This window comes from Bilifractor sp. LCP21S3_F8 (assembly GCF_052117805.1).
GTDB lineage: Bacteria > Bacillota > Clostridia > Lachnospirales > Lachnospiraceae > Bilifractor.
In genome coordinates this window covers 1-26,272 of sequence record NZ_JBQKIK010000018.1, presented here as the reverse complement: position 1 = coordinate 26,272, position 26,272 = coordinate 1, and the positions used below count along the sequence as shown (strand labels likewise).

The following is a 26,272-nucleotide window of genomic DNA, read 5'->3' as shown; positions in this document are numbered from 1 at the left end:
ACAGGCGGCATTGTAATCGACGAGATTTATCATCTGTCAGAACTCTTGCGCGTGCCGTGACAGCCGCCAGACTGGATTTTCAAAGAATCTGTACGAATACGTTTTCGTAACTAGCTTTAGCTCATTATAAGCTTCAATTATTTGAAAGTAAATAGAGAAAACGTTTTCAAAGATAAAGTATATGTAAACTAGACAAAAATATCGGAATATAATTGTGAAATGAGAATAATTGACGAATAACCGAAAACGATTTAGAATGAGAGCAACGAAAACGATTAAGTGAGACAGACCAAAGGAGAGATCAGGACATCATGGTGACGATTAAAGATCTATCAAAAATGTGTGAGGTTTCTCCGGCGACGGTCAGCAAGGCGTTGAACGGCTACGGCGACGTAGGAAAAGAGACGACGGAACGGATCCTGAGGGCAGCCCGGGAGATGCATTACATGCCGAACGCAGCCGCGAGACAGCTGAAGACCAATATCTCACATAATATCGGAGTCGTATTTGAGGACGAGACCATGAGCGGTCTGACTCATGAATATTTTTCGCAGATTTTGAACAGCGCGAAGAATACGGTAGAAGCGCTGGGGTATGACATTACCTTTATCAGCCAGGCCATCGGCGGGAGATCCTTCACGGAACACTGCAGATACCGCAAGTGCGACGGAGTGTTGATCGCCAGCGTTGACTTCACAGGTCGCGCGGTTCGGGAACTGATTGACAGTGAGTTTCCGACGGTAACGATAGACTATACGTTTAATAATCACAGCTGTGTGATGAGTGACAACGTGAACGGTGCGTACCAGCTGGTGCATTACCTGTATGACAAGGGACACCGGAGGATCGCATTCATTCACGGAGAACAGACGTCGGTTACACAGAAACGGCTGAGCGGATTCTACAAGGCGTGCGGTGAACTCGGAATCGATGTGCCTGAGGAATATGTCATCGAGGGCAGGTATCACGACACAAAGGTATCAGCAGAGGCGACGCGCCGGCTTATGGAGCTGAAAGAACCGCCGACCGCGATCATGTATCCGGATGATTTCTCGTACATCGGCGGAAGCAATCAGTGTGAGCGCATGGGGATTTCCATTCCGGGAGACCTGAGCGTGGTCGGATACGATGGCATCAATCTGTCGCAGGTGATCCGCCCGAAGCTTACTACGTGGTATCAGGACGCGGCAAAGATCGGAGAGGTTTCCGGGAGAAAGCTGGTCGAGTCCATCGAGCACAAGAAGAGCTGCGTCGCAGAGGAGCTTCTCGTTGAGGGAAAGCTGCTGGAGGGGCAGACGGTCAGAGATATTTCCGGGGATCCGAAGACTTCCGTGTAAGTGGTGCGCCGGACCGGACGTGATCGGAAAGGCATGGAATCGTCTTCCATGAGTCTTGCATGTGAGTGATGTGAATGCGCCAGAAGAGCAGTTGAGCTGATGAAAGCCCCGCCGCGCAGGACGCGGATGAGATTTGCAGGCAATAACATTGCACCAAGATGTAATACATAGAGGTAACCTGTTGTTTTTGTTTCTAAAATAAACTCTGTATCAAAATCCAAATCATGACAGCAGAGCTATTTAATGTAAGGGAGGAAAAAACATGAAGAAACGTATGAGAACATTACTCAGTCTTGCAATGGCGGCGGCACTGGTAGTGCCGATGGCAGCGTGCGGCAGCGGCTCCACTGCTTCCTCATCCGCGGCATCCTCGTCCGGATCGTCCGCAAGCAGTGCAAGTACATCTGCTTCTTCCAGTGCGGAGGAAGAGACCACGGCTGCTTCCTCAAGCTCGGCAGCCGAGGCGACGTCTTCGTCTGCGGATGCTTCCGGAGAGGGAACTGTTCTGAATATCCAGTGCTGGAATGATGAGTTCGCGAATCGTCTTGCGGCTCACTATCCGGGATTTGAGGCTGCTGATCCGAATGATGCCACGAAGGGCGGCAAGATCGGCGACGTTACCGTGAAATTTACAGTTACTCCTTCTGATGACAACGCATACCAGAACAATCTGGACACCGTACTTCCGGAGAACGCGGATGCATCAGCGGACAAGAAGGTTGATATCTTCCTGGTAGAAGCGGATTACGCGCTGAAGTATATTGACGCTGACGCGGATGTTGCGATGAAGCTCTCAGACCTTGGCATTACCGATGACGATCTCTCCAAGCAGTATCAGTATACAAAGGATGTCGTGACGGACGCGAACGGAGATATCCGCGGTTCCTCATGGCAGGCATGCTCCGCAGGACTGATCTTCAACCGTGATATCGCGAAGAAGGTTCTCGGAACAGATGATCTGGACGCGGTTCAGGATGCGGTTTCCAGCTGGGACAAATTCAATGAGACCGCCAAGAAGGTAAAGGATGCGGGCTATCAGATGTGCTCCGCTATGGATACCTATCGTGTATATTCCAACAACGTTTCCGGACCGTGGGTTCAGGACGGCAAGGTTGTCGTTGATGACAACATCAAGGCATGGGCAGATGATTCCAAGGCTCTTGTAGACGCAGGCGAGGAGAACTCCTATGAGCTGTGGTCCGACGACTGGTCAAAGGGATTCTTCAAGGATACTCCGGTATTCTGCTACTTCGGACCGGCATGGCTGATCAACTTCTCGATGCACAGCGATGAGGACGGATCCGTCGGCAAGGACGGTGGCTGGGGTCTGGTAACAGGACCGCAGGGCTTCTACTGGGGCGGCACATGGATCTGCGCGGCAAACGGAACTGACAACCCGACGCTCGTAAAGGATATCATCCTGAACATGACGACAAACGATGATATCATGAAGGAAATCGCTGTTGATGATTCTGACTGTGTAAACAACAAGACCGTTCTGGATGCTCTCGCAAACGACGAGTCCTTCGGAAACCCGATCCTCGGCGGACAGAATCCGTACGCGATGCTGTCAGCAGGTGCTGAGAAGGTAGATATGAGCAACATCTCCATTTACGATCAGGGATGCAACGAGGAATTCCAGACCGCGATGAAGAACTATTTCGATGGAAATGCTTCCTATGACGATGCACTGGCGCAGTTCAAGAGCGCAATTCAGGAGAAATATCCGGATGTCAGCGTAGACTGACGGAAGGAAAAGGAAAGGAGCGATGGATCCGTGAAAGCTTAAGGATCCGTCGTCCCGGTCGGGGATCTGCTCTGACGGATCCCCGTTTTTATACGCAGATATAAATCGGAGCCATTTGAGTCGGGAGGTCAGGGTATGGAAAAGCATAAGAAAAGCAGGATCAAAAGGCATAACCGGTACGGATATATTTTTCTGATACCCTTTATGGCGGTGTTTGTAATCTTTCAGATGATTCCGCTGGTTTCTACCATTTACAACAGTTTTTTTGAAAATTACAGATCGGGTCTGAAGCAGATCGGACCGAATTTCATCGGACTTGCAAATTACGCAAAGCTGTTTACGAGCGGTGATCTGCCGAAGTATTTCGCGAACACCATGATCATGTGGGTGCTTGGATTTGTGCCCCAGATCGTAGTCTCGCTGGCGCTTGCAGCCTGGTTCACCGATCCGTCCCTGCACTTGAAAGCGCAAAGATTTTTCAAGACTGTGATTTATCTCCCGAACCTGATTATGGCATCGGCGTTTGCCATGCTGTTCTTCACCCTTTTTGCGGACAGCGGGCCTGTCAATTCGATTCTGATGTCTCTGCACCTGATTGCGAAGCCCTATAAGTTCATGTCTCATATCGGAAGCGTCCGGGGTATGGTCGCGTTTATGAACTTCCTGATGTGGTTCGGCAACACGACGATCCTCCTGATGGCAGGTATGCTGGGCATTGACTCGTCGCTGTTTGAGGCGGCCGAGGTAGACGGCGCCAATGCGAGACAGATTTTCTTCCGCATTACGATGCCGATTCTGAAACCGATTTTTGTGTACGTCATGATCACATCCCTGATCGGTGGTCTGCAGATGTTCGATGTTCCGCAGATCCTGACGAACGGAAGCGGAGATCCGATGCGTTCTTCGATGACGCTTATCATGTATCTGAATAAGCATCTGTACAGCAAGAACTACGGAATGGCCGGTGCCCTGTCGGTGATTCTGCTGATCATTACCGGTTTACTGAGTATGGTTGTGTTCAAGACAACAGCGGACAAGCAGGACTGAAAGGAGGGGACAGGAGATGGCTGCAGTACAAAATAACGAAGAAAAAACAGCGAAGGGAACTGTCAGGGGAAGAAGAATTTTTTCCTATATAATACTCATCCTTCTGACCTTCCTGTGTCTGATCTGGTTCTACATTCTGTTCATCAATACCACCAGATCCAACGGCGAGCTGGGCAAAGGGTTTACACCGGTCCCGAGTTCACATTTAATTGAGAATCTGTACAATATGCTGCACGGATCGCTTCCTTTCGTGCGCGGCATGCTGAATTCGCTGATCATTGCCGGCCTCAGCGCCCTGTGCAGCACGTATTTCAGCACGATGACTGCATACGCAATTCACGCATATGACTTCAAGGGAAAGAAGGCGATTTACACCTTTATTCTCGCGATCATGATGATTCCGACGCAGGTGTCCGCGCTTGGTTTTGTACAGCTGGTCAGCAAGATGAATCTGATGGATCACTATCTCCCGCTTGTAGTTCCGGCTGTCGCGTCGCCGATTGTATTCTTCTATATGAAGCAGTACATGGACTCAAACCTTCCGGGTTCTCTTCTGGAGGCCGCGAGGATTGACGGAGCCGGTGAATTCCGGATCTTCAACACCATCGTTATGCCGCTTATGAAACCGGCAATCGCGGTGCAGGCGATCTTCACCTTCGTCAACAGCTGGAACAATTACTTCACTCCCGCGCTGATTCTGCACAAGGAGAGCATGAAGACGCTTCCCGTGCTAATTGCAGAGCTCCGTTCCGCGGACTGGCTGAAGTTTGATATGGGACAGGTATATGCGTCCATCACCTTCTCCATCTTCCCGGTCATCTTCGTATATCTCTTCCTCTCGAAATATATCGTCGGAGGAGTTACGGCCGGAGGCGTGAAGGGCTGATCCGGTATATAACAGGAGTTACGGCCGGAGGCGTGAAAGGCTGATCCGGTATATATCCGGAAATTGAATACTGATTCAGAAAGAGGCTGTGAAAGCGGGTACGCTTGAGCAGCCTCTTTGTTTACGCGAACAGTGAGCCGCAGCCGAATGCGAAGTATTCGTGTGCGGCGAGCGTCGCGATAGCGAGATAAAACTCGCGCAGCGTGTTTTATCTCGTTGTGCCCGGGAAAGTTTTTCTGTATACGCACCGCTTAAGTTCTTGCCGTACATAGATGGGGCGTACAGTAACTGGGCGGGTGGAGCTTTAGAAAGTAGTGCGGGTATGCATTGCGCGGCAACAAAGGGATGTGCTATGATAAAACTATCTATGCAAAAAGGACATGAAACAATGAATTATATTGTCTTTGATCTTGAGTGGAACCAGAGCCCCTACGGCAAAAGCCGGGAGGTGAAGCGTCTTCCGTTTGAGATTATTGAGATCGGGGCCGTAAAGCTGGATGAGAACCGGGAGATTGTCGATACGTTTCAGCGTGTGATACGGCCGGTTGTCTATAAATCTTTGAATTACCGCACACGGGAGATTGTGCATATCGGCAGAGAAGAACTGAAGAACGGCGACTATTTTCCGGATGCGGTCCGGCAGTTCCTGGCCTGGGCCGGTCCGGAATCGATTTTCTGCACCTGGGGCACCGTTGATCTGACAGAGCTTCAGCGAAATATGAAATATTATCAGGTGCTTGAACTGTTGAAGGGACCGCTTCATTACTATGATGTTCAGAAACTGTTCGCGGTTCAGTTCGAGGATATGAAGAGCCGCAGAGCACTGGAATACGGGATTGATTACCTGAAGCTCGGAAAGGACGAGGAATTTCACCGGGCGCTGTCAGATGCCAGGTATACCGCGCTGATTTTTCAGAAGATCGACATGGATGTCGTGCTTGCCTACGACTCCATCGACGTGTATCAGAACCCGAAGAAGAAAACCGAGGAAATCCACACGATTTACAACGGGTACAGCAAATACATCTCCAGGGAGTTCAAAACCAAGGAGGAAGCGATGAAGGATCCGGAGGTCTGCAGTACCTACTGCTGCAGATGCGGAAGGAAGTCCCGGAAGAAGATGCGCTGGTTTTCCGTGAATTCGCGGAACTACTACAGCGTGGCCTGGTGTCCGGAGCACGGTTATCTGAAGGGAAAGATCCGGATGAAGCATACCGATGAGGGAAGGGTCTACGTGGTGAAGACCATCAAGATCAGCAGTGAGGCTGAGGCGGATGTGATCCGCAGCAAACGGGACGGACTTCGCGCGAGAAGGCGCAAAAAAAGGCATGAAACCAGTGGAATGGCTTGACAATGCTTCAGCCGTCTTTTTATAATAGATTGCCTGAAAGGCATATATGGTTTTTTACATGTGACGAGAAAACATTGTAAACCAAAGGAGGAAATTACTGATATGTACCGAAAAGTCGATACAAACCTCAACTTCGTAGAGAGAGAGGGAGAGACAGAGAAGTTCTGGGAGGAGAACCGGATCTTCGAGAAAAGTGTAAAGAAAAATGAAGGGCATCCTATGTATATGTTCTATGACGGTCCGCCAACGGCGAACGGCAAGCCGCATATCGGACATGTACTGACCCGTGTGATTAAGGATATGATTCCCAGATACCGCACGATGAAGGGATATGAGGTCCCCCGGAAGGCCGGATGGGATACGCACGGACTGCCTGTTGAGCTGGAAGTTGAGAAGGAAATCGGCATTGAGGGCAAGGATGAAATAGAAGCCTACGGAATCGAGCCCTTCATCAAGAAGTGCAAGGAATCCGTATGGAAATACAAGGGAATGTGGGAGCAGTTTTCCGGTAAGGTCGGATTCTGGGCCGATATGGACAACCCCTACGTTACCTACTATGATGATTATATCGAGTCCGAGTGGTGGGCGCTGAAGGAAATCTGGAAGAAGGGTCTTCTGTACAAGGGATTCAAGGTTGTTCCTTACTGCCCGAGCTGTGGAACGCCGCTCTCCTCCCATGAGGTTGCGCAGGGATACAAGACCATCAAGGACCGCACCGCGATCGTCCGCTTTAAGGTAAAGGGCGAGGACGCATATTTCCTGGCATGGACCACCACGCCGTGGACGCTTCCCTCCAACATCGCGCTCTGCGTGAATCCGGAGGACGCGTACGCGAAGGTGAAGTGCGCGGACGGATATACCTATTACATGGCGGTCGCTCTTCTGGACAAGGTTCTCGGGCCTGTCGCGAAGGAGGAGGGAGAAAAGCCATACGAGATCCTTGAGACCTTTAAGGGAAAGGATCTGGAATACAAGGAGTACGAGCCTCTGTATCAGTGCGCGGCGGATGCAGCCGCGAAGCAGCACAAGAAGGCATTTTTCGTGTACTGCGATGATTATGTAACGATGACCGATGGTACCGGTATTGTTCATATCGCACCGGCATTCGGTGAGGACGATGCCCGCGTCGGGAGAAAGTACGACGCTCCGTTTGTTCAGATGGTAGACGATCACGGCCGTCTGAAGCCGGAGACCGGAAAGTTTGCGGGAATGCGCTGCAAGCCGACCGAGCACGAGATGAAAGATGAGGGTACGGTCAGCGCGGATCCCGAGGTCCTGAAGGATCTTTCCGAGAGAAAGCTTCTGTTCGCGGCTCCGAAGGTAGAGCATGATTATCCGCATTGCTGGAGATGCGACACTCCTCTGATTTACTATGCGAGAGAGTCCTGGTTCATCAAGATGACAGCCGTTAAGGATGATCTCGTGCGGAACAACAAGGAGATCAACTGGATCCCGCCGACGATCGGAGAAGGCAGATTCGGAAACTGGCTGGAGAATATCCAGGACTGGGGTATCTCGAGAAACCGTTACTGGGGCACGCCGCTTCCGGTATGGACCTGTCCGGACTGCGGAAAGCAGATCTGTGTCGGCTCCAGAAAGGAACTCGCGGAGCTGACCGGAAATCCGGACGCGGAGCACACCGAGCTTCACAGACCTTATGTGGATCAGTTCACGATCAAATGTCCGGACTGCGGAGGCGAGATGCACCGTGTGCCGGAGGTTATCGACTGCTGGTTTGATTCCGGAGCGATGCCCTATGCGCAGCTTCATTACCCATTTGAGAATAAGGAGCTGTTCGAGAGGGAGTTCCCGGCGCAGTTTATTTCCGAGGCGGTGGATCAGACCAGAGGTTGGTTCTATTCTCTGCATGCCGAGTCCACACTGCTGTTCAACAAGCCTGCGTACAAGAATGTAATCGTGCTCGGCCTTGTGCTGGACAAGGACGGCAACAAGATGTCCAAGTCCAAGGGCAATGCGGTGGAGCCGATGTCCGCGCTGCGCAAGTTCGGAGCGGATGCGATCCGCTGGTACTTCTATATCAACAGCGCACCGTGGCTTCCGAACAAGTTCCATGACAAGGCTGTGATGGAGTATTCCAGAAGATTCATGGGAACGCTCTGGAATACCTATGCGTTCTGGGTACTTTACGCGAATATCGACAATTTTGATCCGACAAAGTATAAGTTGGATTACGACAAGCTTTCTGTCATGGACAAATGGCTTCTGTCCCGTCTGAATTCTACGATCAAGGAGACGGACGCGGATCTCGATCAGTATCGTATCCCGGAGGCTGCCAAGACTCTGGAGTCCTTCGTCGACGACATGAGCAACTGGTATGTGCGCAGATCCCGTGAGAGATTCTGGGCGAAGGGAATGGAGCAGGACAAGATCAATGCCTACCTGACGCTTTATACCGCTCTTGTCGAGCTCTGCAAGGCAGCGGCTCCGATGATTCCGTTCATGACGGAGGACATCTATCAGAACCTCGTCCGCAGCGTCGACAGCAGTGCTCCGGAGAGCATTCATCTCTGTGATTATCCGACCGTGAACGAGGCGTGGATCGATAAGGATCTCGAGCAGAACATGCGTGAGGTTACGAGAATTGTTGTGCTCGGCCGCGCCGCGAGAAATGCTTCCGGTATCAAGAACCGTCAGCCGCTTTCCAGAATGTATGTCAAGGCGGACTTCCGTCTGGATGACTTCTACACCAAGATTGTGACCGATGAGCTGAATGTAAAGTCCGTGGAATTTTCGGATGATCTGAAGGTGGAGTACAGCATCAAGCCGCAGCTGAAGACAGTCGGCCCGAAGTACGGAAAGCTGGTCGGAGGCATCCGGAAGGCTCTTTCCGGGCTGGACGGAGCAGAGGCGGTAGCGGAACTCAACGCGAACGGTGTGCTGACGATTTCTGTTGACGGGCAGAGCATTTCTCTTGCAAGAGAGGATCTCCTCATTGATATCGCGCAGACTGAGGGTTATGTGGCGCAGGCGGATCAGGGCGTGACCGTGATGCTGGATACCGCGCTGACTCCGGAGCTGATTGAGGAGGGCTTCGTCGCGGAGCTGATCAGCAAGATTCAGACGATGCGCAAGGAAGCCGGCTTTGAGGTTATGGACCGCATCAAGGTCTACGCAAAGGGCAACCGTCATATCGCGGACATTCTGAAGGCGAACAAAGAAAAGATCTCCAGAGTCGTTCTGGCCGATGATATCGTGATCGGCGAGACGGCCGGCTATACCAAGGATTGGAAGATCAATTCTGAGGAAGTCACTCTGGGTGTCGAGAAACAGTAAGGATATTTCTGGGAGCCCGGATCTGCCGGACTCCCTAATGTCATACCTGCAGGATTGCGGGAGCGAGGAATATCGAAGCGATTGATGATCGTATAATTAGAATGTCATACCTGTGAGATCGCGGGAGCGGCGGGTGCAGAGCGGTCCGCGGCTTTACAGTTTGCCGAGAGATGTGGCGTATGGCTGTTTCACTCAGGTGAGCGTCGCGGCAGCGGGACGAAAACCGGAGAAGTGGCAGAGCGCATGTATTCCGTTATCCGCGGATACGCCGGTGCGTTTCCGGCAGTGTTTTTTCAGTGAAAGGGGAAAGAATGCTTAATCCGATATTCAAGAAAGATAATTTCAAGAAGGAAGTTAAAGATGAGATCAGAAGACTGTTCCGGACGACTCTGGAGGAAGCGAGCAATCATCAGATCTACCAGGCGGTATGCTATGTCGTCAAGGATGTCATTATTGACAACTGGATGGCGACCCAGCAGACCATGAAGAAGGATGATCCGAAGATCGTTTACTACATGTCGATGGAATTTCTGACCGGAAGATATCTCGGCAATAACCTTCTGGCGCTTACCGCATACGGTGAGGTAAAGCAGGCACTGGATGAGATGGGAATTGATCTGGATGCCATCGAGGATGAAGAAAGAGACCCTGCACTTGGAAACGGCGGACTTGGCAGACTGGCTGCCTGCTTCATGGATTCGCTTGCCACCCTCGGCTACACCGCTTACGGCTGCGGAATCCGTTATCACTACGGCATGTTCAAGCAGGAGATCAAGGATGGGTATCAGATTGAGAAGCCGGACAACTGGCTGAAGGATGGAAGCTACCCCTTCGAGCTGAAGCGTCCGGAGTATGCGAAGGAGATCAAATTTGGCGGGTACGTCGCGGTTGACTACGATGAGAAGACCGGCAGAAATTACTACCACCAGGAGGGCTATCAGTCGGTACGTGCCGTTCCCTATGATCTTCCGATTGTCGGCTACAATAACAATGTGGTAGACACCCTGCGCATCTGGGATGCGGAGGCCATCAATGATTTTTCGCTGGATTCCTTTGACAAGGGTGATTATTACAAGGCAGTGGAGCAGGAGAATCTGGCGCAGACGCTGACCGAGGTTCTCTACCCGAACGACAATCATATGGCCGGCAAGGAGCTTCGCCTGAAGCAGCAGTATTTCTTCGTTTCCGCAAGCATCCAGACCGCGGTGAAGAAGTTCCTGAAGGGACATGATGATATTCATAAGCTTCCGGAGAAGGCGTGCTTCCATATGAACGACACACATCCGACGCTTACCGTCCCGGAGCTGATGCGGATTCTTCTGGACGAGCAGCACCTGGAGTGGGATGAGGCCTGGGAGATTGTGACAAAATCCTGCGCTTATACGAATCACACCATCATGGCCGAGGCTCTGGAGAAATGGCCGATCGAGCTGTTCTCCCGTCTGCTTCCGCGTATCTATCAGATTGTCGAGGAGATCAACCGCAGGTTCTGTGAGGCAGTTAAGATCAAGTATCCGCAGAACAGTGATGAGAAGATCCGCAGCATGGCGATCATCTACGACGGCCAGGTGCGGATGGCAAACCTTGCGATCGTAGGCGGATTCTCGGTAAATGGTGTTGCGAAGCTTCATACAGAGATTCTGGAGAAACGTGAGCTGAAGGATTTCTATGAGATGTATCCGTGGAAGTTCTCCAACAAGACAAACGGAATCACGCAGCGGCGCTTCCTGCTTCACGGAGATCCGCTTCTGGCAGAGTGGGTAACCGGTCACGTCGGCAAGGAGTGGGTGACGGATCTGTCCACGATCAGCAAGCTTGCCATCTATGCGGATGATGAGAAGGCGCAGGCGGAATTCAGCAATATCAAGTACCAGAACAAGCTGCGTCTGGCAAAATATATTCAGGAGCACAACGGAATCGAGGTCGATCCCCGTTCCATCTTCGACGTACAGGTAAAGAGACTGCATGAGTATAAGCGTCAGCTGCTGAACATTCTTCATGTGATGTATCTGTACAATAAGATCAAGGAGCATCCGGAACTTCCGTTCTACCCGAGAACCTTCATTTTCGGAGCGAAGGCAAGCGCGGGCTATGAGCGGGCGAAGAAGATCATCAAGCTGATCAATAATGTCGCGGATGTGATCAATAATGACGCGAGCATCAAGAACAAGATCAAGGTTGTCTTCATTGAGGACTACCGCGTGAGCAACGCGGAGATTATTTTTGCGGCGGCGGATGTATCCGAGCAGATTTCCACCGCGAGCAAGGAGGCATCCGGAACCGGAAATATGAAGTTCATGCTGAACGGCGCTCTGACGCTGGGAACGATGGACGGCGCAAATGTGGAGATTGTCGATGAGGTCGGTGAGGATAACGCCTTTATCTTCGGACTGACGGCGGAGCAGGTCATCGATTATGAGAAGAACGGCGGCTACGATCCGATGCAGTATTTCAACAACGACGCCGATATCCGTCAGGTTCTCATGCAGCTGATCAACGGCATGTATTCCAACGGAGACATGGAGATGTTCCGGGACATCTACAATTCCCTTCTGTATCCGCAGAACGGGAACCGTGCGGATGTTTATTTCATTCTCGCGGACTTCAAGTCCTACGCGGCCGCTCAGGAACGCGTGGAATCAAAGTACCGCAATTCGGAGGAGTGGTATAAGAGCGCGATTCTGAATATTGCGCATTCCGGAAAGTTCAGCTCGGACCGCACCATCCAGGAATATGTCGATGACATCTGGAAGCTGGACAAGATCGAAGTGAAGTCATCTGATTTTCATGGAGAGGTTTCACCGGAATAACCAGTTGTGCCCGGGGAGCGCAGGCAGCGCATGGATAAGGGGTTTCAAGGAGTATAGATAATATTAACGGGAGGCGATAAACCTTGGATAAAGAGGAATATCATCAGAAATTAGACGAACTGACGGCTTATGTCAGGGAGAAGGATTATGAAAACGCCCTGAGCATCGTCGATTCGATTGACTGGCGCCGTGTCAAGAGCATTAACACCCTGAACATGGTGGCAGATGTATATGAAGTGAATAAGGACTATGAGAGCGCTAAGGATATACTGGTTCTCGCGTACAGCCGCGCCTCCATCGGGCGTAATATTCTGTACCGCCTGGTAGAAGTCTGCATCCGTCTGCATCAGATCGATGAGGCGGAAAAATATTTCCGGGAATTTTCCAAGGTCGCCAAAAACGACAATTCACGCTGTCTTCTGCAGTATAAGCTGTTCAAGGCAAAGGGCGCGCCGCTGGAGGCACAGATCGATGTTCTGGAGGAATACAAGGAACGGGAGTATACCGAGCGATGGGCTTATGAGCTTGCCGTCCTGTATTCGAAAGCAGGTGATACAAAGAAGTGCGTGGAAACCTGTGACGATCTGATTCTGTGGTTCAGCGAGGGCAGATATGTCATGAAGGCGATGGAGCTCAAGAAGCAGTACGCGGCTCTGACACCTTCACAGGAACAGAACTATAACCGGATGAAGGCAGCGGCAAACCGCAGGAAACAGGAGCAGAGCGCAGGGGCGCCTTCTGAGGATACAGAGAGCACAGAGGAGGACGCTTCCGCGAGAGCCGGCATATTTAAGGAAGAGGAAAGGGAAGTCCCGGAATCTTCCTCATTCATGAAGCGTGACAGAAATCGCGCGGAAGCCGTTGGTTCTATGGAATCCGACAATCAGAGCTCCGGAAGAGGAACGGGTTCGGAGCAGGAGCATCCGGCAGAGTCCGCGGCAGTGGAATTCAAGGACAGACTGGAAAAGGGCTTCCATCATGTAATACACTCCTTTACAGAGGAAAGTGTTGATTCCGGAAGAAATCGGGATCAGAATGCTACCGTCGATTCCGGAAGGAATCCGGGCCGGTATGCGGGATCTGATCTTCGCGGAACTTCAGATGCCGGACGGACAGCCGATACAGAGAGATACTCAGATGAAGATCTGCGATCGGATTTCCGGAGGAGCACTGACGAATCGCAGGCTTCGAGTGTCGGTGGAAGTGCGAGACCGTCGAATAATCCGGAATTAAAGCAGCAGAATTCTGTTTCAGAGAGAAAAATGACGCCGGCGGCTGCCGCAGCCGAGAAGGCGCGCAGAGAAGGAACCAGCAGGAAGATGAATACCGGAGATTTTAATCTGGATGCATTTCTCGCTGAGACAGCAGGATCCTTCTCGAGTGAAATCGCGGCGGGAGCTGCGAAGAAGGAGACGGCAGGCACTGCGAAAGCAGATGCTCCGGCGGAAGAAAGAGGTGCTTCAAAAGCAGAGGCTGCCGCGAAGACGGCAGATACCGTGAAAGCAGAGACCCCGGTGGAAGAGACAGGTGCTTCAAAGGCTGAGGCTGCCGCGGAAAAGGCAGATACCGTAAAAGCAGAGGCTCCGGTGGAAGAGGCAGAGGCCGTCGAAATCGAGACTCCTGAAGCAGAAGCTGAGATTGTAGAGGAAAAGGTCTCTGACGGGACAGGGGTTAAGACCGGGACCCGGTTTGAAGAGGCTGAAGTAGTCGAGGAAGAATCACCGGAAGAGGCTGAAGTGGTCGAGGAAGAATCACCGGAAGAGGCCGAAGTGGTCGAGGAAGAATCACCGGAAGAGGCCGAGGTGGTCGAGGAAGAATCACCGGAAGAGGCTGAAGTGGTCGAGGAAGAATCGCCGGAAGAAGCCGAAGTAGTCGAGGAAGAATCGCCGGAAGAGGCCGAAGCGGTCGAGGAAGAAGCCGAAGTAGTCGAGGAAGAATCGCCGGAAGAGGCCGAAGTGGTCGAGGAAGAATCGCCGGAGGAAGCCGAAGTAGTCGAGGAAGAATCACCGGAAGAGGCCGAAGTGGTCGAGGAAGAATCGCCGGAAGAGGCCGAAGTGGTCGAGGAAGAATCGCCGGAAGAGGCCGAAGTGGTCGAGGAAGAATCGCCGGAAGAGGCTGAGGTGGTCGAGGAAGAAGTACCGGAGGAGACAGAAAAATCGAAGGATCTGGCGGGCGGAATCCGCCTCCGTGATCTTGAAGAAGAAGATCTGTCCAGAGAGGTCACACCAGAGACACTGAAGGCTGGGGCTGGGTCTGGGACAGAAGGAGCTGCTGCAGGCGCCGGAAGCGTACCGTCGAAAGAGGTCAGAACAGATGAAGCGTCAGCAGACGCTGATTCTGCGAAACCAAAGAAAAAGGAAATTCATTACATCGAGGAGCTTGAGATTCCGGATCCGCAGCCAAGCGAGGAAGAGAGAGCCTCTCATACGCATACGATACCTCTGGATACCATCGGCGCTAATACCGTGCCGATTTCAATCGACAAGATCCTGAGCGAAGAGACTCCGGAGGAGCGCCGGATCCGTATCATGAACCGGGCAAAGCCGACGCGGATGAATGAGGAACAGCGAAAGATCTTCACATATTTTGCAAGAATCCCCGGAATGGACGCTCAGATTCTGGAAGCGATCAGCTGTGTATATGAGCATGCAGGTGAGAAGACATCCCTTCACGGCAATATCGCGGTCATGGGGGCTCGTGGAACCGGAAAAACCCGTCTGACACACGGACTCGTCGTCGCGATGTGCAAGGATCTCGGCATGGATGCGGCAAAGGTTGCCAGAGTCAAAGGCGCCGATCTGAATGAGAAGGATCCTGCGAAGGTTGTAGCCAGAATGGCGGGCGGTTTCTTCGTTATCGAGGATGTCTCGGGAATGAACGAGGCTACCGTTGAGAAGCTGAGCCAGGCAATGGAATTCCGGACGGACTGCATGATCACAATCATCGAGGATGAGAAGGTTGCAATGCGTGCGTTTCTTAAGAAATATCCGCGTTTTGCCGCGAAGTTCGACCGAGTCATCTCTATTCCTGTTTTCACAAACGATGAATTGATCACATTCGCCAGAACCTATGCGACAGAAAATGGTTATAAGATCGACGACATGGCGATCCTTGCGCTCTACACCATGATCGGCAATATGCAGACAGAGGAAGAGCCTGTGACCATTTCGATCGTGAAGGACATGATTGACAAGGCGATCAGCCGCTCCTCGGCGAAGCGCCGCAGAAGCAGGAAAAACAAAAAGGATAAATGGCTTGTGCTTCAGGAGAAGGATTTCAATCTTACCTGAACAGGCAGAGAATCTCTGGCCGCACCGGAAACGAAGCCGGCGCGGCCAGCTTCATAAATCCGTCGGCGCCTGCTTGCGGAGCAGGGACAGCAGAACCAGGGATCGCAGAACCGGAGACCGCAGAACTGGAGACCACAGAACCGGAGATCGCAGAACCGGAGACAACACGACCAGAGACAGCATCATGCTGTATTTTTTTCAGGGGACAGAGGAATTGAGTGAATCAAGAAAAGAGCCCTGGCTCGGTACGCCGGCCAGAACAATTGAAATATTGCAGAAGTACGGCTTTCGATTTCAGAAGAAATACGGTCAGAACTTTCTGATCGATCCCCACGTGCTGGAGAAGATAATTCGTGCTGCAGGGATCGGACGGGATGACTGTGTGGTGGAAATCGGACCGGGAATTGGAACACTCACCCAGTACCTTGCCTATGCTTCACGCGAGGTGTATGCGGTGGAAATCGACCGCAATCTGATACCGATCCTGGAGGACACACTTTCGGACTGGGACAATGTGACGGTGATCAATCAGGACATTCTCACAATTGATCTGAACCGCTTTGTGGAGGAGCACAACGGCGGAAGACCGGTTAAGGTTGTGGCAAACCTTCCATATTACATCACGACCCCTATTCTGATGGAGCTTCTTGAGAAGAAGGTTCCGCTGGAGTCCGTGACTGTCATGGTCCAGAAGGAGGTTGCGGAACGGATGCAGGCATCCCCTGGAACAAAGGATTACGGGGCTCTGTCGCTGGCAGTTCAGTATTACTCCAGACCTGAAATTGTGGCAAATGTGCCTCCGAACTGCTTCATGCCAAGGCCGAACGTAGGAAGCGCGGTGATCCGTCTGACCGGCCGGTCAGCGGAAGAAAGAGTTCAGGTGCAAGATGAAGGACTGATGTTCCGTCTGATCCGGGCATCGTTTGCGCAGCGGAGAAAGACACTTTTCAACGGACTGAGAAACAGCCGCGAGCTTGATTATTCCAGAGAACAGATTGAATCTGCCATGGAGAAATGCGGGCTTTCGGAGAACATCCGGGGCGAGGCACTGGATCTGAAGCAATTTGCGGATCTTGCGGACGCGTTGTCCGGCAAGGAGGACACTGCGGATTATGTGGATTCCTCGTCGGGAGTAAAGCATACTCCGGTCATATGACAAATATTTTTCAGACCATGCAGTCTTCAGCAACAAAACTGCTATATCCCTGAAGATGGGTAAATCTCTGGCTGCCTGGCACCCTTTGGCAGAATACCATATTTCCGAATACAAAAAAATCCCCGGCATCAGCTGTTCGCTGCCTTGGCAGTTTTCAGCTGTGATGCCGGGAATTTTATATATCAGCTTTCTCGAATTATTCTCTCGGAATATTCTTTTGAATTATTTTCCGAAATATCTCTTCAGAAGTCCCTCGAATGCCTTGCCATGTCTTGCCTCATCACGAGCCATCTCATGAACAGTGTCATGGATTGCGTCCAGATTCTCAGCCTTTGCTCTCTTTGCAAGCTCGAACTTTCCTTCGGTTGCGCCATACTCAGCCTCTACACGAAGCTCAAGGTTCTTCTTTGTGCTTGTGGTTACAACCTCGCCAAGGAGCTCGGCAAACTTGGAAGCATGCTCTGCCTCTTCATGAGCAGCCTTCTCATAGTACAGACCGATTTCCGGATATCCCTCGCGGAATGCTACACGAGCCATTGCCAGATACATTCCAACCTCAGAGCACTCACCTTCGAAATTAGCCTTCAAGCCTTCCTTGATATCTTCCGGAACGTCAGCGGCAATGCCTACTACATGCTCGGCAGCCCATGTGCGCTCAGCAGTCTCATCGATCTTTACAAATTTGGATTTCGGCTGTTTGCAGGTCGGGCACTTCCAATCAGCAGGAAGATCCTCGAACTTTACGCCTTCAACCTCTTCATCATAGATGTGTCCACATACTGTACATTTCCATTTAGCCATTTGAGTTACCACCTTTCTTAAAGAAAAATTGTGCTGTCGTTTTACCTCCTCAGGGTAATCGGACAAAAACCATCATAACCAACTGAAACAATTACACAACAAATCTTATTGGAGTGACAGCTTATGCTGTGGGCTGAATCCCGACGGGGTGCTGCGTCTCAGAAGAATATTCTTCTTCAGACAGGTTCATCGCTTCCTTTTTCTTGCAGTCTGCGCAGATCCCGTAGAAAACAATACTGCAGCTTTCAATTTCGCCGTCAAAGCGGCGGGCTGCTTCCTCCTTGAACCGTTCCGTATCCACAAAATCCATATCTGTCATAGCTCCGCACCTGCGGCAGATAAAGTGATCGTGTGGAAGGACGTTTCCGTCGAACCGGTCCGCGACACCGTCTGCGGCAAGCTTCTGGATTTTGCCAAGATCAGATAAAAGGGAGAGGTTACGGTATACAGTTCCAAGACTGATATTCGGAAATTCCTTCCGTATATCCGCAAAAATCATATCCGCTGTGGGGTGATCCTTGCGATTCTGGAGATTATTGTAGATAGCTTCCCTCTGGCGGCTGTGTTTCAATACTGCCATGCCTTTATCCTTTCTTTAAAATAATAATGAGAACGATTACTGTTTATAGTATAGGCCTGACCTCCCTTGTTGTCAACAGGTAATTCAAAAAAGTTTTCTTTTTCTTTTCTTTTTTTTGGCTTATACCAGGCAGTGATGCTTTAAAAGCTTTGCGCTGGTATAAGCCAAAAAAGGTGCTTTAAAAGCTTTGTCCTTGATGATAAAAGTCTGGGAAAAAAGTCAGGCTTACCTGGTGCGAGTGGGCAGTGATAATGATCATTTCTTAAGATTGTGCTTCCGTTCCTCGGGAGCCTTGTACCCATGCAGGCCGATGAGACGCTGGTTGCGGCTTCCGCGGAAGAGAAGGGTGACATCCTTCTGCGCTTCAATGAACTCACCGTCGACGATGAGGTCGATGTAGGAGAGCATCTCGTCCGTGACATCGGTGTACACTTTGCCTCCCTCCATCAGATCGACATCATAGGTGTAGCCGGTGTAGCACCAGATATCCTTGGAGGGGTATGTCTCACGGATCCGCTTCAGAAGTCCGACAAGGACCCGCTGGTTCTCCGGCTCAAAGGGTTCGCCGCCCAGAAGCGTGAAACCCTGGATATAATCCGGTCTGAGAGCCTTCAGAATTTCTTCTGTGGTTTCTTCGGTAAAAGGCGTTCCATAATTGAAATCCCAGGTCATGGAATTAAAACAGCCCTTGCAGTGGTGTCTGCAGCCGGAGACGAAGAGACTGACTCTGACGCCCGGGCCATCCGCTATGTCAAACTCCTTGATGTTCGCGTAATTCATAGACACAATCCTTTCGTAAATACTTGTTCAGTTTCTTTAAAAAACATTTTAGACACCTGATGAATTGTTTGACGGATTAACTTTTGTATTATTTTTCCAGAGGAAAAAATATACTGCAGAAAGAAACTGTCACATGCCGCCACAAGCTCCGGCAACTCCGGATCACCCCGCGATCACCTGCGTTTATGATGCGTGATGCAAAAGAAACCGCCGCACCGGCCGCTTCCATGATTCCGTGTGTCGCCTGGTCCGCTCTGGTGTTCCGGATGACGGAGTCGGGCAGTGGCTGCTGCCGGAGACACATGCGGGAGACATATATTCATGGAAGGTGGCTGGTGTGGCGGTCTTAATCAATTCGTAGCTTATACCTGTCAGCGGCACGGAAGCTGTGAGGCAGCTCTCGTGCCACGGGGACATATACCGTGCGAAGCACGGAGCAATCCTCAGCATATACAGTGTGTGGCACGGCTTATCGTATGAGGTTTACTGTATATTACAGCGCTAAAGAACACAGATTATAGGTGAAGGACTCTGTCCTTGATTTCCTGTGTGCGGCCCTGGTTCCAGAACTGGGTTCCGATGTATCCGCAGGTGCGGCGCGCGACGGACATCTTGCTCTGATCGGTGTTTCCGCAGTTCGGGCATACCCAGATCAGTTTTCCGTGCTTGTCCTCCTTGATCTGGATCTCTCCGTCATAACCGCAGACCTCGCAGTAATCGCTCTTGGTGTTCAGCTCAGCGTACATGATGTTGTCGTAGATGAACTGCATCACCGAGATTACGGCGGGGATATTGTCCTGCATGTTCGGAACTTCGACATAACTGATGGCTCCGCCCGGGGAAAGCTTCTGGAAATCGGCCTCGAACTTAAGCTTCTGGAAGGCATCGATCTTCTCGCGGACGTTGACATGGTAGCTGTTCGTGATGTAGTTGTGGTCGGTGACATCCTTTATCACGCCGAAGCGCTTCTGCAGGCACTTCGCGAATTTGTATGTGGTGGATTCCATCGGGGTTCCGTACAGGGAGTAGCTGATATGCTCCGCGGCACGCCACTCGGCGCACTTGTCGTTCAGGTGCTGCATAACCTTGAGGGCGAACGGTTTTGCCTCAGGGTCGGTGTGGCTCTTTCCGGTCATGTATACGCACATCTCATAGAGACCCGCATATCCGAGACTGATGGTGGAGTAGTTGTTGTACAGGAGCTTGTCGATGGTTTCGCCCTTCTTCAGTCTCGCGAGCGCGCCATACTGCCAGAGGATCGGGGCAACATCGGAAGGTGTCCCCAGAAGTCTCTCGTGGCGGCAGCGGAGAGCACGGTGGCAGAGCTCAAGTCTCTCATCAAGGATCTCCCAGAACTTGTCCATGTCCTTCTTGGAGGAGCAGGCCACATCGACAAGATTGATGGTAACGACGCCCTGGTTGAAACGTCCGTAGTACTTGTGCTTTCCGTCGATGTGATTTCTGGATCCGGACTTGTTGTCGTTGTCGCAGAGACCTTCCGGTACACTTTCGTTGTCCGGTGTGAGGAAGCTTCTGCATCCCATGCAGGGATATACATCGCCGTTTTTGTATTCCTTCATCTTCTTGGCGGAGATGTAGTCGGGAACCATGCGCTTTGCGGTGCATTTCGCCGCAAGCTCGGTGAGATAGTAGTACTTTGAGTCGGGATGGATATTGTCCTCGTCCAGAACGTAGATCAGCTTCGGGAAAGCAGGGGTGATCCATACACCCTTCTCGTTCTTGACACCCTGCATTCTCTGAACCAGAACCTCACGGATGATGGCGGCGAGATCGGTTCTCGTCTGTCCGTCCGGAACCTCATCCAGATACATGAACATGGTTACGAAGGGAGCCTGTCCGTTGCAGGTCATCAGAGTGATGAGCTGGTACTGGATGGTCTGGATGCCGCTCTTGATTTCTTCCGCAAGGCGGCGCTCAGTGATGAGGTTGATAATCTTCTCATCCATGTCCTCTCCGCATTCCTGACGCTCGGCGATGACCTCCTTGCGGATCTTCTGCCGGCTGATGTCCACGAAGGGCGCGAGGTGGGCGAGGGTAAAGGACTGACCGCCGTACTGGTTGGATGCAACCTGAGCGACAATCTGTGTGGTGACATTGCAGGCGGTGAAGAAGCTGTGGGGCTTTTCAATCAGGGTCTCACTGATGACGGTTCCGTTCTGCAGCATGTCCTCCAGGTTGATCAGGTCGCAGTTGTGCTCCTTTTGCGCGTAGTAATCGGAGTCATGGAAGTGAATGATTCCGGCTTCATGGGCCTGCACAATATCTTCCGGAAGGAGAATACGCTTTGTCAGATCCTTGCTGACCTCTCCGGCCATGTAGTCACGCTGGGTGGAGTTGATGACAGGGTTCTTGTTGGAATTCTCCTGCTTCACCTCTTCATTGTTCTGCTCGATCAGCGAGAGAATACCATCGTCCGTGGTGTTTGATTTTCTCGCGAGCGTCCTCTTATAACGGTAGCGGACATACTTCTGCGCAACCTCAAAGCCGCGCATCTCCATGATTCCGGTCTCTACCATGTCCTGGATATCCTCGACGTTGACCGCGTGAGGGGACTGGCTGACGCGGTCCGCGACATTGTCAGCGATCGCCTGAATCTGATACGGATTCATCTGATGAATCTTGTCGACTTCATTGTTGGCCTTTGCAATTGCGTTGCAGATCTTCGTAATGTCGAAGGTAACCTCTTCGCCATTTCGTTTGATGACATTTGTAGTAACTTTCTTTTCCATTTCTAATCCCCCTGGGTAGTGAAAAAACAGATTCTGGAACTCTGCCTGTTTGAATGTACTATATTTTGTTAAAAACAAAAAGTAGGGCACAACATCTTGTGTGCCCTACTATAATAACCTAACACTTGCAGAATGTGAAGGGGAAACTTGCGAAAAAAGTTCACAAGAAATCTCCGGTAAATTCAGCGTTTTTTAGTGTATAAGCTCTTCGAAAACGCAGAAGGGCTCGACGCACGCGAAGCGTGCGAAAGAGTCCGGATGCGATTTCGAAGGCAACAGGTATGAGGATGAAGCGCGAATGCGCGAAATCCGAATACCTGTTAGCGGCACGGAAGCTGCGGAGCAGCGAAGTGACGCGAAGCTTATACAGAGTAATAAAAGAGAGCTCTTCGAAAACGCAGAAAGGCTTGACGCACGCGAAGCGTGCGAAAGAGTCCGGATGCGATTTCGAAGGCCATAACAATTATATTTTTAGTACGCTTTTGCCCAGATAACCTCATGCTTTGCCGGCTTTCCGCAGCATACACACCGGTCGCTGATCCTGATCTGCTTGAAGGGGATGCAACGGGAGGTAGCCGTGGTATCTGCCTTGATCTTGTTTTCGCAGGCTTCATCACCGCACCACATCGCTCTCACGAAGCCTGGCTTTTCTGCAACAGTTTTGCAGAAGGTGTCATAATCAGTCGCGTCATAGATATGGGTGTCCAGGTGCTCCTTTGCGCGGCGGAACATGTCAGTCTGAATGGTTTCAAGCAGAACGGGAACCTGCTGCGGGATCTCTTCGATCGGGACGATGGTCTTTTCGCGGGTGTCGCGGCGAACCAGAACAGCCTGACCCTTCTCGATGTCCTTCGGTCCGAGCTCGATACGGATCGGGATGCCGCGCATCTCCTGCTCGGAGAACTTCCAGCCGGGACTCTTCTCTGAATCATCGAGATTCACACGGACGCCGGCAGCGGCAAGCGCCGTTTTTACTTCGAGAGCCTTGTCCATGACGCCCTCGGCATCCTGGCGGATCGGAATGATCATGACCTGAACGGGAGCGATATGAGGAGGCAGTACGAGACCGCTGTTGTCGCCGTGTACCATGATCATGGCTCCGATGACACGGGTGGTCATTCCCCAGGAGGTCTGATGCACATACTTGAGGGTATTGTCCTTGTCGGTGAACTGTACGCCGTAAGCCTTTGCGAAGATGTCGTCAAAGTTGTGGCTGGTGCCGGACTGAAGGGCCTTTCCGTCGTGCATCATGGCTTCGACGGTGTAAGTGTGCTTTGCGCCTGCAAATTTCTCCTTCTCGGTTTTCTGTCCTTTAATTACAGGGATAGCCATATCCTGCTCCAGGAAATCGGCATAGACGTTCAGCATCTGAACGGTTCTCTCTTCCGATTCCTCTGCGGTTGCGTGAGCGGTATGACCCTCCTGCCACAGGAATTCACGGGAGCGGAGGAAGGGACGGGTTGTCTTCTCCCAACGCAGAACGGAACACCACTGGTTGTATAATTTTGGAAGATCTCTGTGGGAATGGATGTCTTTTGCATAAAAATCGCAGAACAGTGTCTCGGAAGTCGGGCGCACACAGAGACGCTCAGTCAGCTTCTCGGATCCGCCCTGGGTGATCCAAGCAACCTCCGGAGCGAAGCCTTTCACAAGCTCCGCCTCCTTGTTGAGAAGGCTTTCCGGGATCAGCATCGGCATATATACGTTCTGAACGCCGGTCGCTTTGAAGCGGGCGTCGAGATTATTCTGGATATTCTCCCAGATCGCATAGCCGGCGGGTTTAATCGCCATGCAGCCCTTTACGCTGGTGTATCCGATCAGATCGGCCTTGACGCAGACATCGGTATACCACTGCGCAAAATCGTCTTCCATCGACGTGATTTGCTCTACTAATTTCTTATCCTTTGCCATAGTGAACTCCTGATTATTTATCGATCATGTACATAACGGTACTTAATGTGGTTGCGGTTTCTTCGCGAACGCAATCAGCATAAATTCTAACCTCAATAGAAATGGTTGTCAAGGCTGACGGTACTGCTTCGCTTGACAGTCTCTTGACAGGCTGACGGTACCGCTTCGCTTGCATCAGGCTGTAAAACGGATTATTATGGTAGAAGTTCAGACGGAGAAGCTCCGGAAAACTGAAGTGAGAGTGGAAAGGTACTTTGTAGTATGAAGATAAGAATACCGGCGACTGTCCGCATGGTTCTGGACAGCCTGCATGCAAAGGGATATGAAGCTTATATCGTAGGCGGATGTGTGCGTGATTCCATTCTGGGAAGAAGGCCGGAGGACTGGGATATCACGACGTCGGCGCTCCCGGAGCAGGTGAAGCGGATTTTTGTGAAGACGGTGGATACCGGAATCGAGCATGGAACGGTGACGGTGCTTGTGGGCGGCAGAGCGCATGAGGTGACGACTTATCGGATTGACGGTACATATAAGGACAGCCGTCATCCGGAGAACGTTACCTTCACGGCGAGTCTGCCGGAGGACTTGAAGCGCCGCGATTTCACCATCAACGCGATGGCATACAATGAGGAAGAGGGTCTGATTGATCTCTACGGAGGAATGGATGACCTGCAGCGCAGGTGCATCCGCTGTGTAGGAAACCCGGAGGAACGCTTTTCAGAGGATGCTCTTCGGATTCTGCGCGCGGTTCGTTTTTCTGCGCAGCTGAATTTCGGAATTGATCCGGAGACGATCGCGGGAATTGTAAAGCTGGCTCCGAATCTGGCGAAGATCAGTGCAGAGCGCATCTGCGCGGAGCTCACAAAGCTGATTACGTCGGACCACCCGGAGTATCTGAAGGTGGCTTATCAGGCCGGGATCACTAGGATCATCCTTCCGGAATTTGATGAGATGATGCGAACGCCGCAGAACAATCCGCATCACATGTACAGTGTCGGCGAGCATACTCTCGTCTCCATGGCGGAGGTGAAGAACGACAGAATTCTGCGTTTCACGATGCTTCTTCATGACGTGGGAAAACCGGCATGCAGAACGACAGACGCGAATGGAATTGATCATTTCAAGGGGCACGGAGAGAAGGGCGCTGCCATGGCTGTGAAGATCATGCGGCGGCTGAAGATGGACAACGACACCATCCGCCAGGTGCGGACGCTCATCATCTATCATGACTGGAGAGTAAAGCCGGATGAGAAGCAGGTCCGTCATCTTATCAATAAGGTAGGGAAGGATCTTTTCCCGCTCTTCATCAGGGTACAGGACGCGGATACGATGGCGCAGAGCGAGTGGAAGCGCGAGGAGAAGCTTCGCCGTGTGATCGGGGTGGCTCAGGTAGGAGAGAGGATTATCAGCGAGAATCAGTGCGTGGATCTGAAAGGCCTGGCGATTAACGGCAGGGATCTGATCAACGCAGGAATTCCGAAGGGACCGGAGATCGGCGTCTGTCTCCAGAAGGCACTGGAGCTTGTGCTGGATGATCCGGAGAAGAACAACCGGGAATTTCTTCTCGGCTTCTGTACGGGCTCGTCTGAAGAACGGAGCAATCGGTAGCTTGTACAGCATGTGGCATGATGTATCGCATGGCGGTTTATTGTACTGAAAATGCAGGTGAGAGAGCGGGCGTGAGTTCAGACGATTTTCAAAAAATGCCCTGATCATGACGAGAAATTTAAATTCAGACAGAGATCGTGAATCCGTGCGCAGGAAAAATCCTGTGCAAATCGGGAAAAAACAAAAAGGCGGTTGTCAGAAGCCGGAGGATGGTATAAAGTAAACTCTTGAGGATGCTTGAAACACCTGGATTTTCTTGACAAATCAGGCGTCTGAGAGTATAAAAAGACCATATATTGTAAATTTTAGGAGGAAGTATTACATGAACAAAACCGAATTAGTGGCAGCAATCGCCGAGAAAACGGGACTTTCGAAAAAGGATTCTGAGAAAGCTCTTGGCGCATTCATTGATACTGTAGCAGAAGCGTTGAAGAACGGAGATAAAGTGCAGCTTGTCGGATTTGGAACCTTCGAAGTATCTGAGAGAGCGGCGCGCAGCGGAAGAAATCCGCAGACAGGTGAGACCATCGAGATTGCGGCATCCAAATCTCCGAAGTTCAAGGCAGGAAAAGCTCTGAAGGACATGATCAAATAACAGCAGCTGCTGAAGAACGGTTGTTTTTTGTAACCAAAAATTTTTTATAATGTTCATGAACATTATAATTTGGTTCGAATGATTTTTGGAAAATCGTAATTGGCTGAAAAGCAAAAAAACGGGAGCTGGATTTCATGATCCGGCTCCCGTTCCATAATTAATTTTGAAACACAACAGAAAAGGGCGTGTGAAAAAACGAAATGTTTTTTCACACGCCCTTTTTACAAAGTGTCTTCCTGGAGATGGTCAGACTCTGCAAAGAACTGGCTTTTTACTGACCATTTGCCGCAAGTAAACCAACTGCAGTGCCAAAGTAAGTGATGGTCTGA

16 protein-coding genes are annotated in these 26,272 nt (G+C 51.2%); 11 read left to right on the top strand and 5 right to left on the bottom strand.

The annotated features are described in order from the left end of the window. Positions 1–311: 311 nt before the first annotated feature. The 9 genes from ACTQ3A_RS09195 to rsmA all read left to right on the top strand — a co-directional run bounded on the left by ACTQ3A_RS09195 (position 312) and on the right by rsmA (position 16,918). A complete protein-coding gene (locus ACTQ3A_RS09195) occupies positions 312–1,337 on the top strand; it encodes a LacI family DNA-binding transcriptional regulator (protein WP_441494663.1) in 1,026 nt (341 codons plus the stop codon). 262 nt (positions 1,338–1,599) lie between these two features. Further along, entirely contained in the window at positions 1,600–3,084 is a 1,485-nt protein-coding gene (locus tag ACTQ3A_RS09190) for a carbohydrate ABC transporter substrate-binding protein (RefSeq protein ID WP_441494664.1), read from the top strand. Between the two features lie 135 nt (positions 3,085–3,219). Further along, on the top strand, positions 3,220–4,131 hold the full coding sequence (locus ACTQ3A_RS09185) for a carbohydrate ABC transporter permease (protein WP_441100454.1): 912 nt from the start codon (positions 3,220–3,222) through the stop codon (positions 4,129–4,131). Between the two features lie 16 nt (positions 4,132–4,147). Next, the gene (locus ACTQ3A_RS09180; RefSeq protein WP_441476535.1) at positions 4,148–5,017 is read left to right on the top strand and encodes a carbohydrate ABC transporter permease; all 870 of its coding nucleotides are present in this window, start codon (positions 4,148–4,150) and stop codon (positions 5,015–5,017) included. A 367-nt stretch (positions 5,018–5,384) separates the two neighbouring features. Further along, a complete protein-coding gene (locus ACTQ3A_RS09175; RefSeq protein WP_441495299.1) occupies positions 5,385–6,368 on the top strand; it encodes an exonuclease domain-containing protein in 984 nt (327 codons plus the stop codon). Positions 6,369–6,470: 102 nt separating this feature from the next. After that, the gene (gene ileS / locus ACTQ3A_RS09170) at positions 6,471–9,662 is read left to right on the top strand and encodes an isoleucine--tRNA ligase (protein ID WP_441494666.1); all 3,192 of its coding nucleotides are present in this window, start codon (positions 6,471–6,473) and stop codon (positions 9,660–9,662) included. A gap of 311 nt (positions 9,663–9,973) precedes the next feature. Further along, positions 9,974–12,472, top strand: coding sequence for a glycogen/starch/alpha-glucan phosphorylase (locus tag ACTQ3A_RS09165; protein WP_441100459.1), 2,499 nt, complete (start codon positions 9,974–9,976; stop codon positions 12,470–12,472). 83 nt (positions 12,473–12,555) lie between these two features. Next, entirely contained in the window at positions 12,556–15,762 is a 3,207-nt protein-coding gene (locus ACTQ3A_RS09160; RefSeq protein WP_441494667.1) for a hypothetical protein, read from the top strand. 184 nt (positions 15,763–15,946) lie between these two features. Next, the gene (rsmA, locus tag ACTQ3A_RS09155) at positions 15,947–16,918 is read left to right on the top strand and encodes a 16S rRNA (adenine(1518)-N(6)/adenine(1519)-N(6))-dimethyltransferase RsmA (RefSeq protein WP_441495301.1); all 972 of its coding nucleotides are present in this window, start codon (positions 15,947–15,949) and stop codon (positions 16,916–16,918) included. 222 nt (positions 16,919–17,140) lie between these two features. Here rsmA and ACTQ3A_RS09150 read toward each other — a convergent pair whose 3' ends face one another. From ACTQ3A_RS09150 to proS, 5 genes are all read right to left on the bottom strand, one after another. Next, a complete protein-coding gene (locus ACTQ3A_RS09150; protein ID WP_441494669.1) occupies positions 17,141–17,719 on the bottom strand; it encodes a ferritin family protein in 579 nt (192 codons plus the stop codon). 121 nt (positions 17,720–17,840) lie between these two features. After that, complete coding sequence (locus tag ACTQ3A_RS09145; protein ID WP_441100463.1) at positions 17,841–18,299, bottom strand: Fur family transcriptional regulator; 459 nt, start codon at positions 18,297–18,299, stop codon at positions 17,841–17,843. Between the two features lie 255 nt (positions 18,300–18,554). Further along, positions 18,555–19,079: an anaerobic ribonucleoside-triphosphate reductase activating protein gene (gene nrdG, locus ACTQ3A_RS09140; RefSeq protein WP_441494670.1), complete on the bottom strand. Its 525-nt coding sequence runs from the start codon at positions 19,077–19,079 to the stop codon at positions 18,555–18,557. Positions 19,080–19,594: 515 nt separating this feature from the next. Then, positions 19,595–21,829, bottom strand: coding sequence for an anaerobic ribonucleoside-triphosphate reductase (gene nrdD, locus ACTQ3A_RS09135; protein WP_441100465.1), 2,235 nt, complete (start codon positions 21,827–21,829; stop codon positions 19,595–19,597). 471 nt (positions 21,830–22,300) lie between these two features. After that, on the bottom strand, positions 22,301–23,740 hold the full coding sequence (gene proS / locus ACTQ3A_RS09130) for a proline--tRNA ligase (RefSeq protein WP_441100466.1): 1,440 nt from the start codon (positions 23,738–23,740) through the stop codon (positions 22,301–22,303). 261 nt (positions 23,741–24,001) lie between these two features. Between proS and ACTQ3A_RS09125 the strand changes: the two genes are divergently transcribed. After that, positions 24,002–25,348: a CCA tRNA nucleotidyltransferase gene (locus ACTQ3A_RS09125; RefSeq protein ID WP_441494671.1), complete on the top strand. Its 1,347-nt coding sequence runs from the start codon at positions 24,002–24,004 to the stop codon at positions 25,346–25,348. 256 nt (positions 25,349–25,604) lie between these two features. After that, positions 25,605–25,943 carry an HU family DNA-binding protein gene (locus ACTQ3A_RS09120; RefSeq protein WP_441100470.1) on the top strand — a complete coding sequence of 113 codons (339 nt, stop codon included), beginning with the start codon at positions 25,605–25,607 and terminating at the stop codon, positions 25,941–25,943. Positions 25,944–26,272 lie beyond the last annotated feature (329 nt).

Bases quoted from the DNA above. Each gene is read 5' to 3' on its own strand.
- ACTQ3A_RS09195 (WP_441494663.1), top strand. From the start codon at position 312: ATGGTGACGATTAAAGATCTATCAAAAATGTGTGAGGTTTCTCCGGCG.
- ACTQ3A_RS09190 (WP_441494664.1), top strand. From the start codon at position 1,600: ATGAAGAAACGTATGAGAACATTACTCAGTCTTGCAATGGCGGCGGCA.
- ACTQ3A_RS09185 (WP_441100454.1), top strand. From the start codon at position 3,220: ATGGAAAAGCATAAGAAAAGCAGGATCAAAAGGCATAACCGGTACGGA.
- ACTQ3A_RS09180 (WP_441476535.1), top strand. From the start codon at position 4,148: ATGGCTGCAGTACAAAATAACGAAGAAAAAACAGCGAAGGGAACTGTC.
- ACTQ3A_RS09175 (WP_441495299.1), top strand. From the start codon at position 5,385: ATGCAAAAAGGACATGAAACAATGAATTATATTGTCTTTGATCTTGAG.
- ileS (WP_441494666.1), top strand. From the start codon at position 6,471: ATGTACCGAAAAGTCGATACAAACCTCAACTTCGTAGAGAGAGAGGGA.
- ACTQ3A_RS09165 (WP_441100459.1), top strand. From the start codon at position 9,974: ATGCTTAATCCGATATTCAAGAAAGATAATTTCAAGAAGGAAGTTAAA.
- rsmA (WP_441495301.1), top strand. From the start codon at position 15,947: ATGCTGTATTTTTTTCAGGGGACAGAGGAATTGAGTGAATCAAGAAAA.
- ACTQ3A_RS09150 (WP_441494669.1), bottom strand. From the start codon at position 17,719: ATGGCTAAATGGAAATGTACAGTATGTGGACACATCTATGATGAAGAG.
- ACTQ3A_RS09145 (WP_441100463.1), bottom strand. From the start codon at position 18,299: ATGGCAGTATTGAAACACAGCCGCCAGAGGGAAGCTATCTACAATAAT.
- nrdG (WP_441494670.1), bottom strand. From the start codon at position 19,079: ATGAATTACGCGAACATCAAGGAGTTTGACATAGCGGATGGCCCGGGC.
- nrdD (WP_441100465.1), bottom strand. From the start codon at position 21,829: ATGGAAAAGAAAGTTACTACAAATGTCATCAAACGAAATGGCGAAGAG.
- proS (WP_441100466.1), bottom strand. From the start codon at position 23,740: ATGGCAAAGGATAAGAAATTAGTAGAGCAAATCACGTCGATGGAAGAC.
- ACTQ3A_RS09125 (WP_441494671.1), top strand. From the start codon at position 24,002: ATGAAGATAAGAATACCGGCGACTGTCCGCATGGTTCTGGACAGCCTG.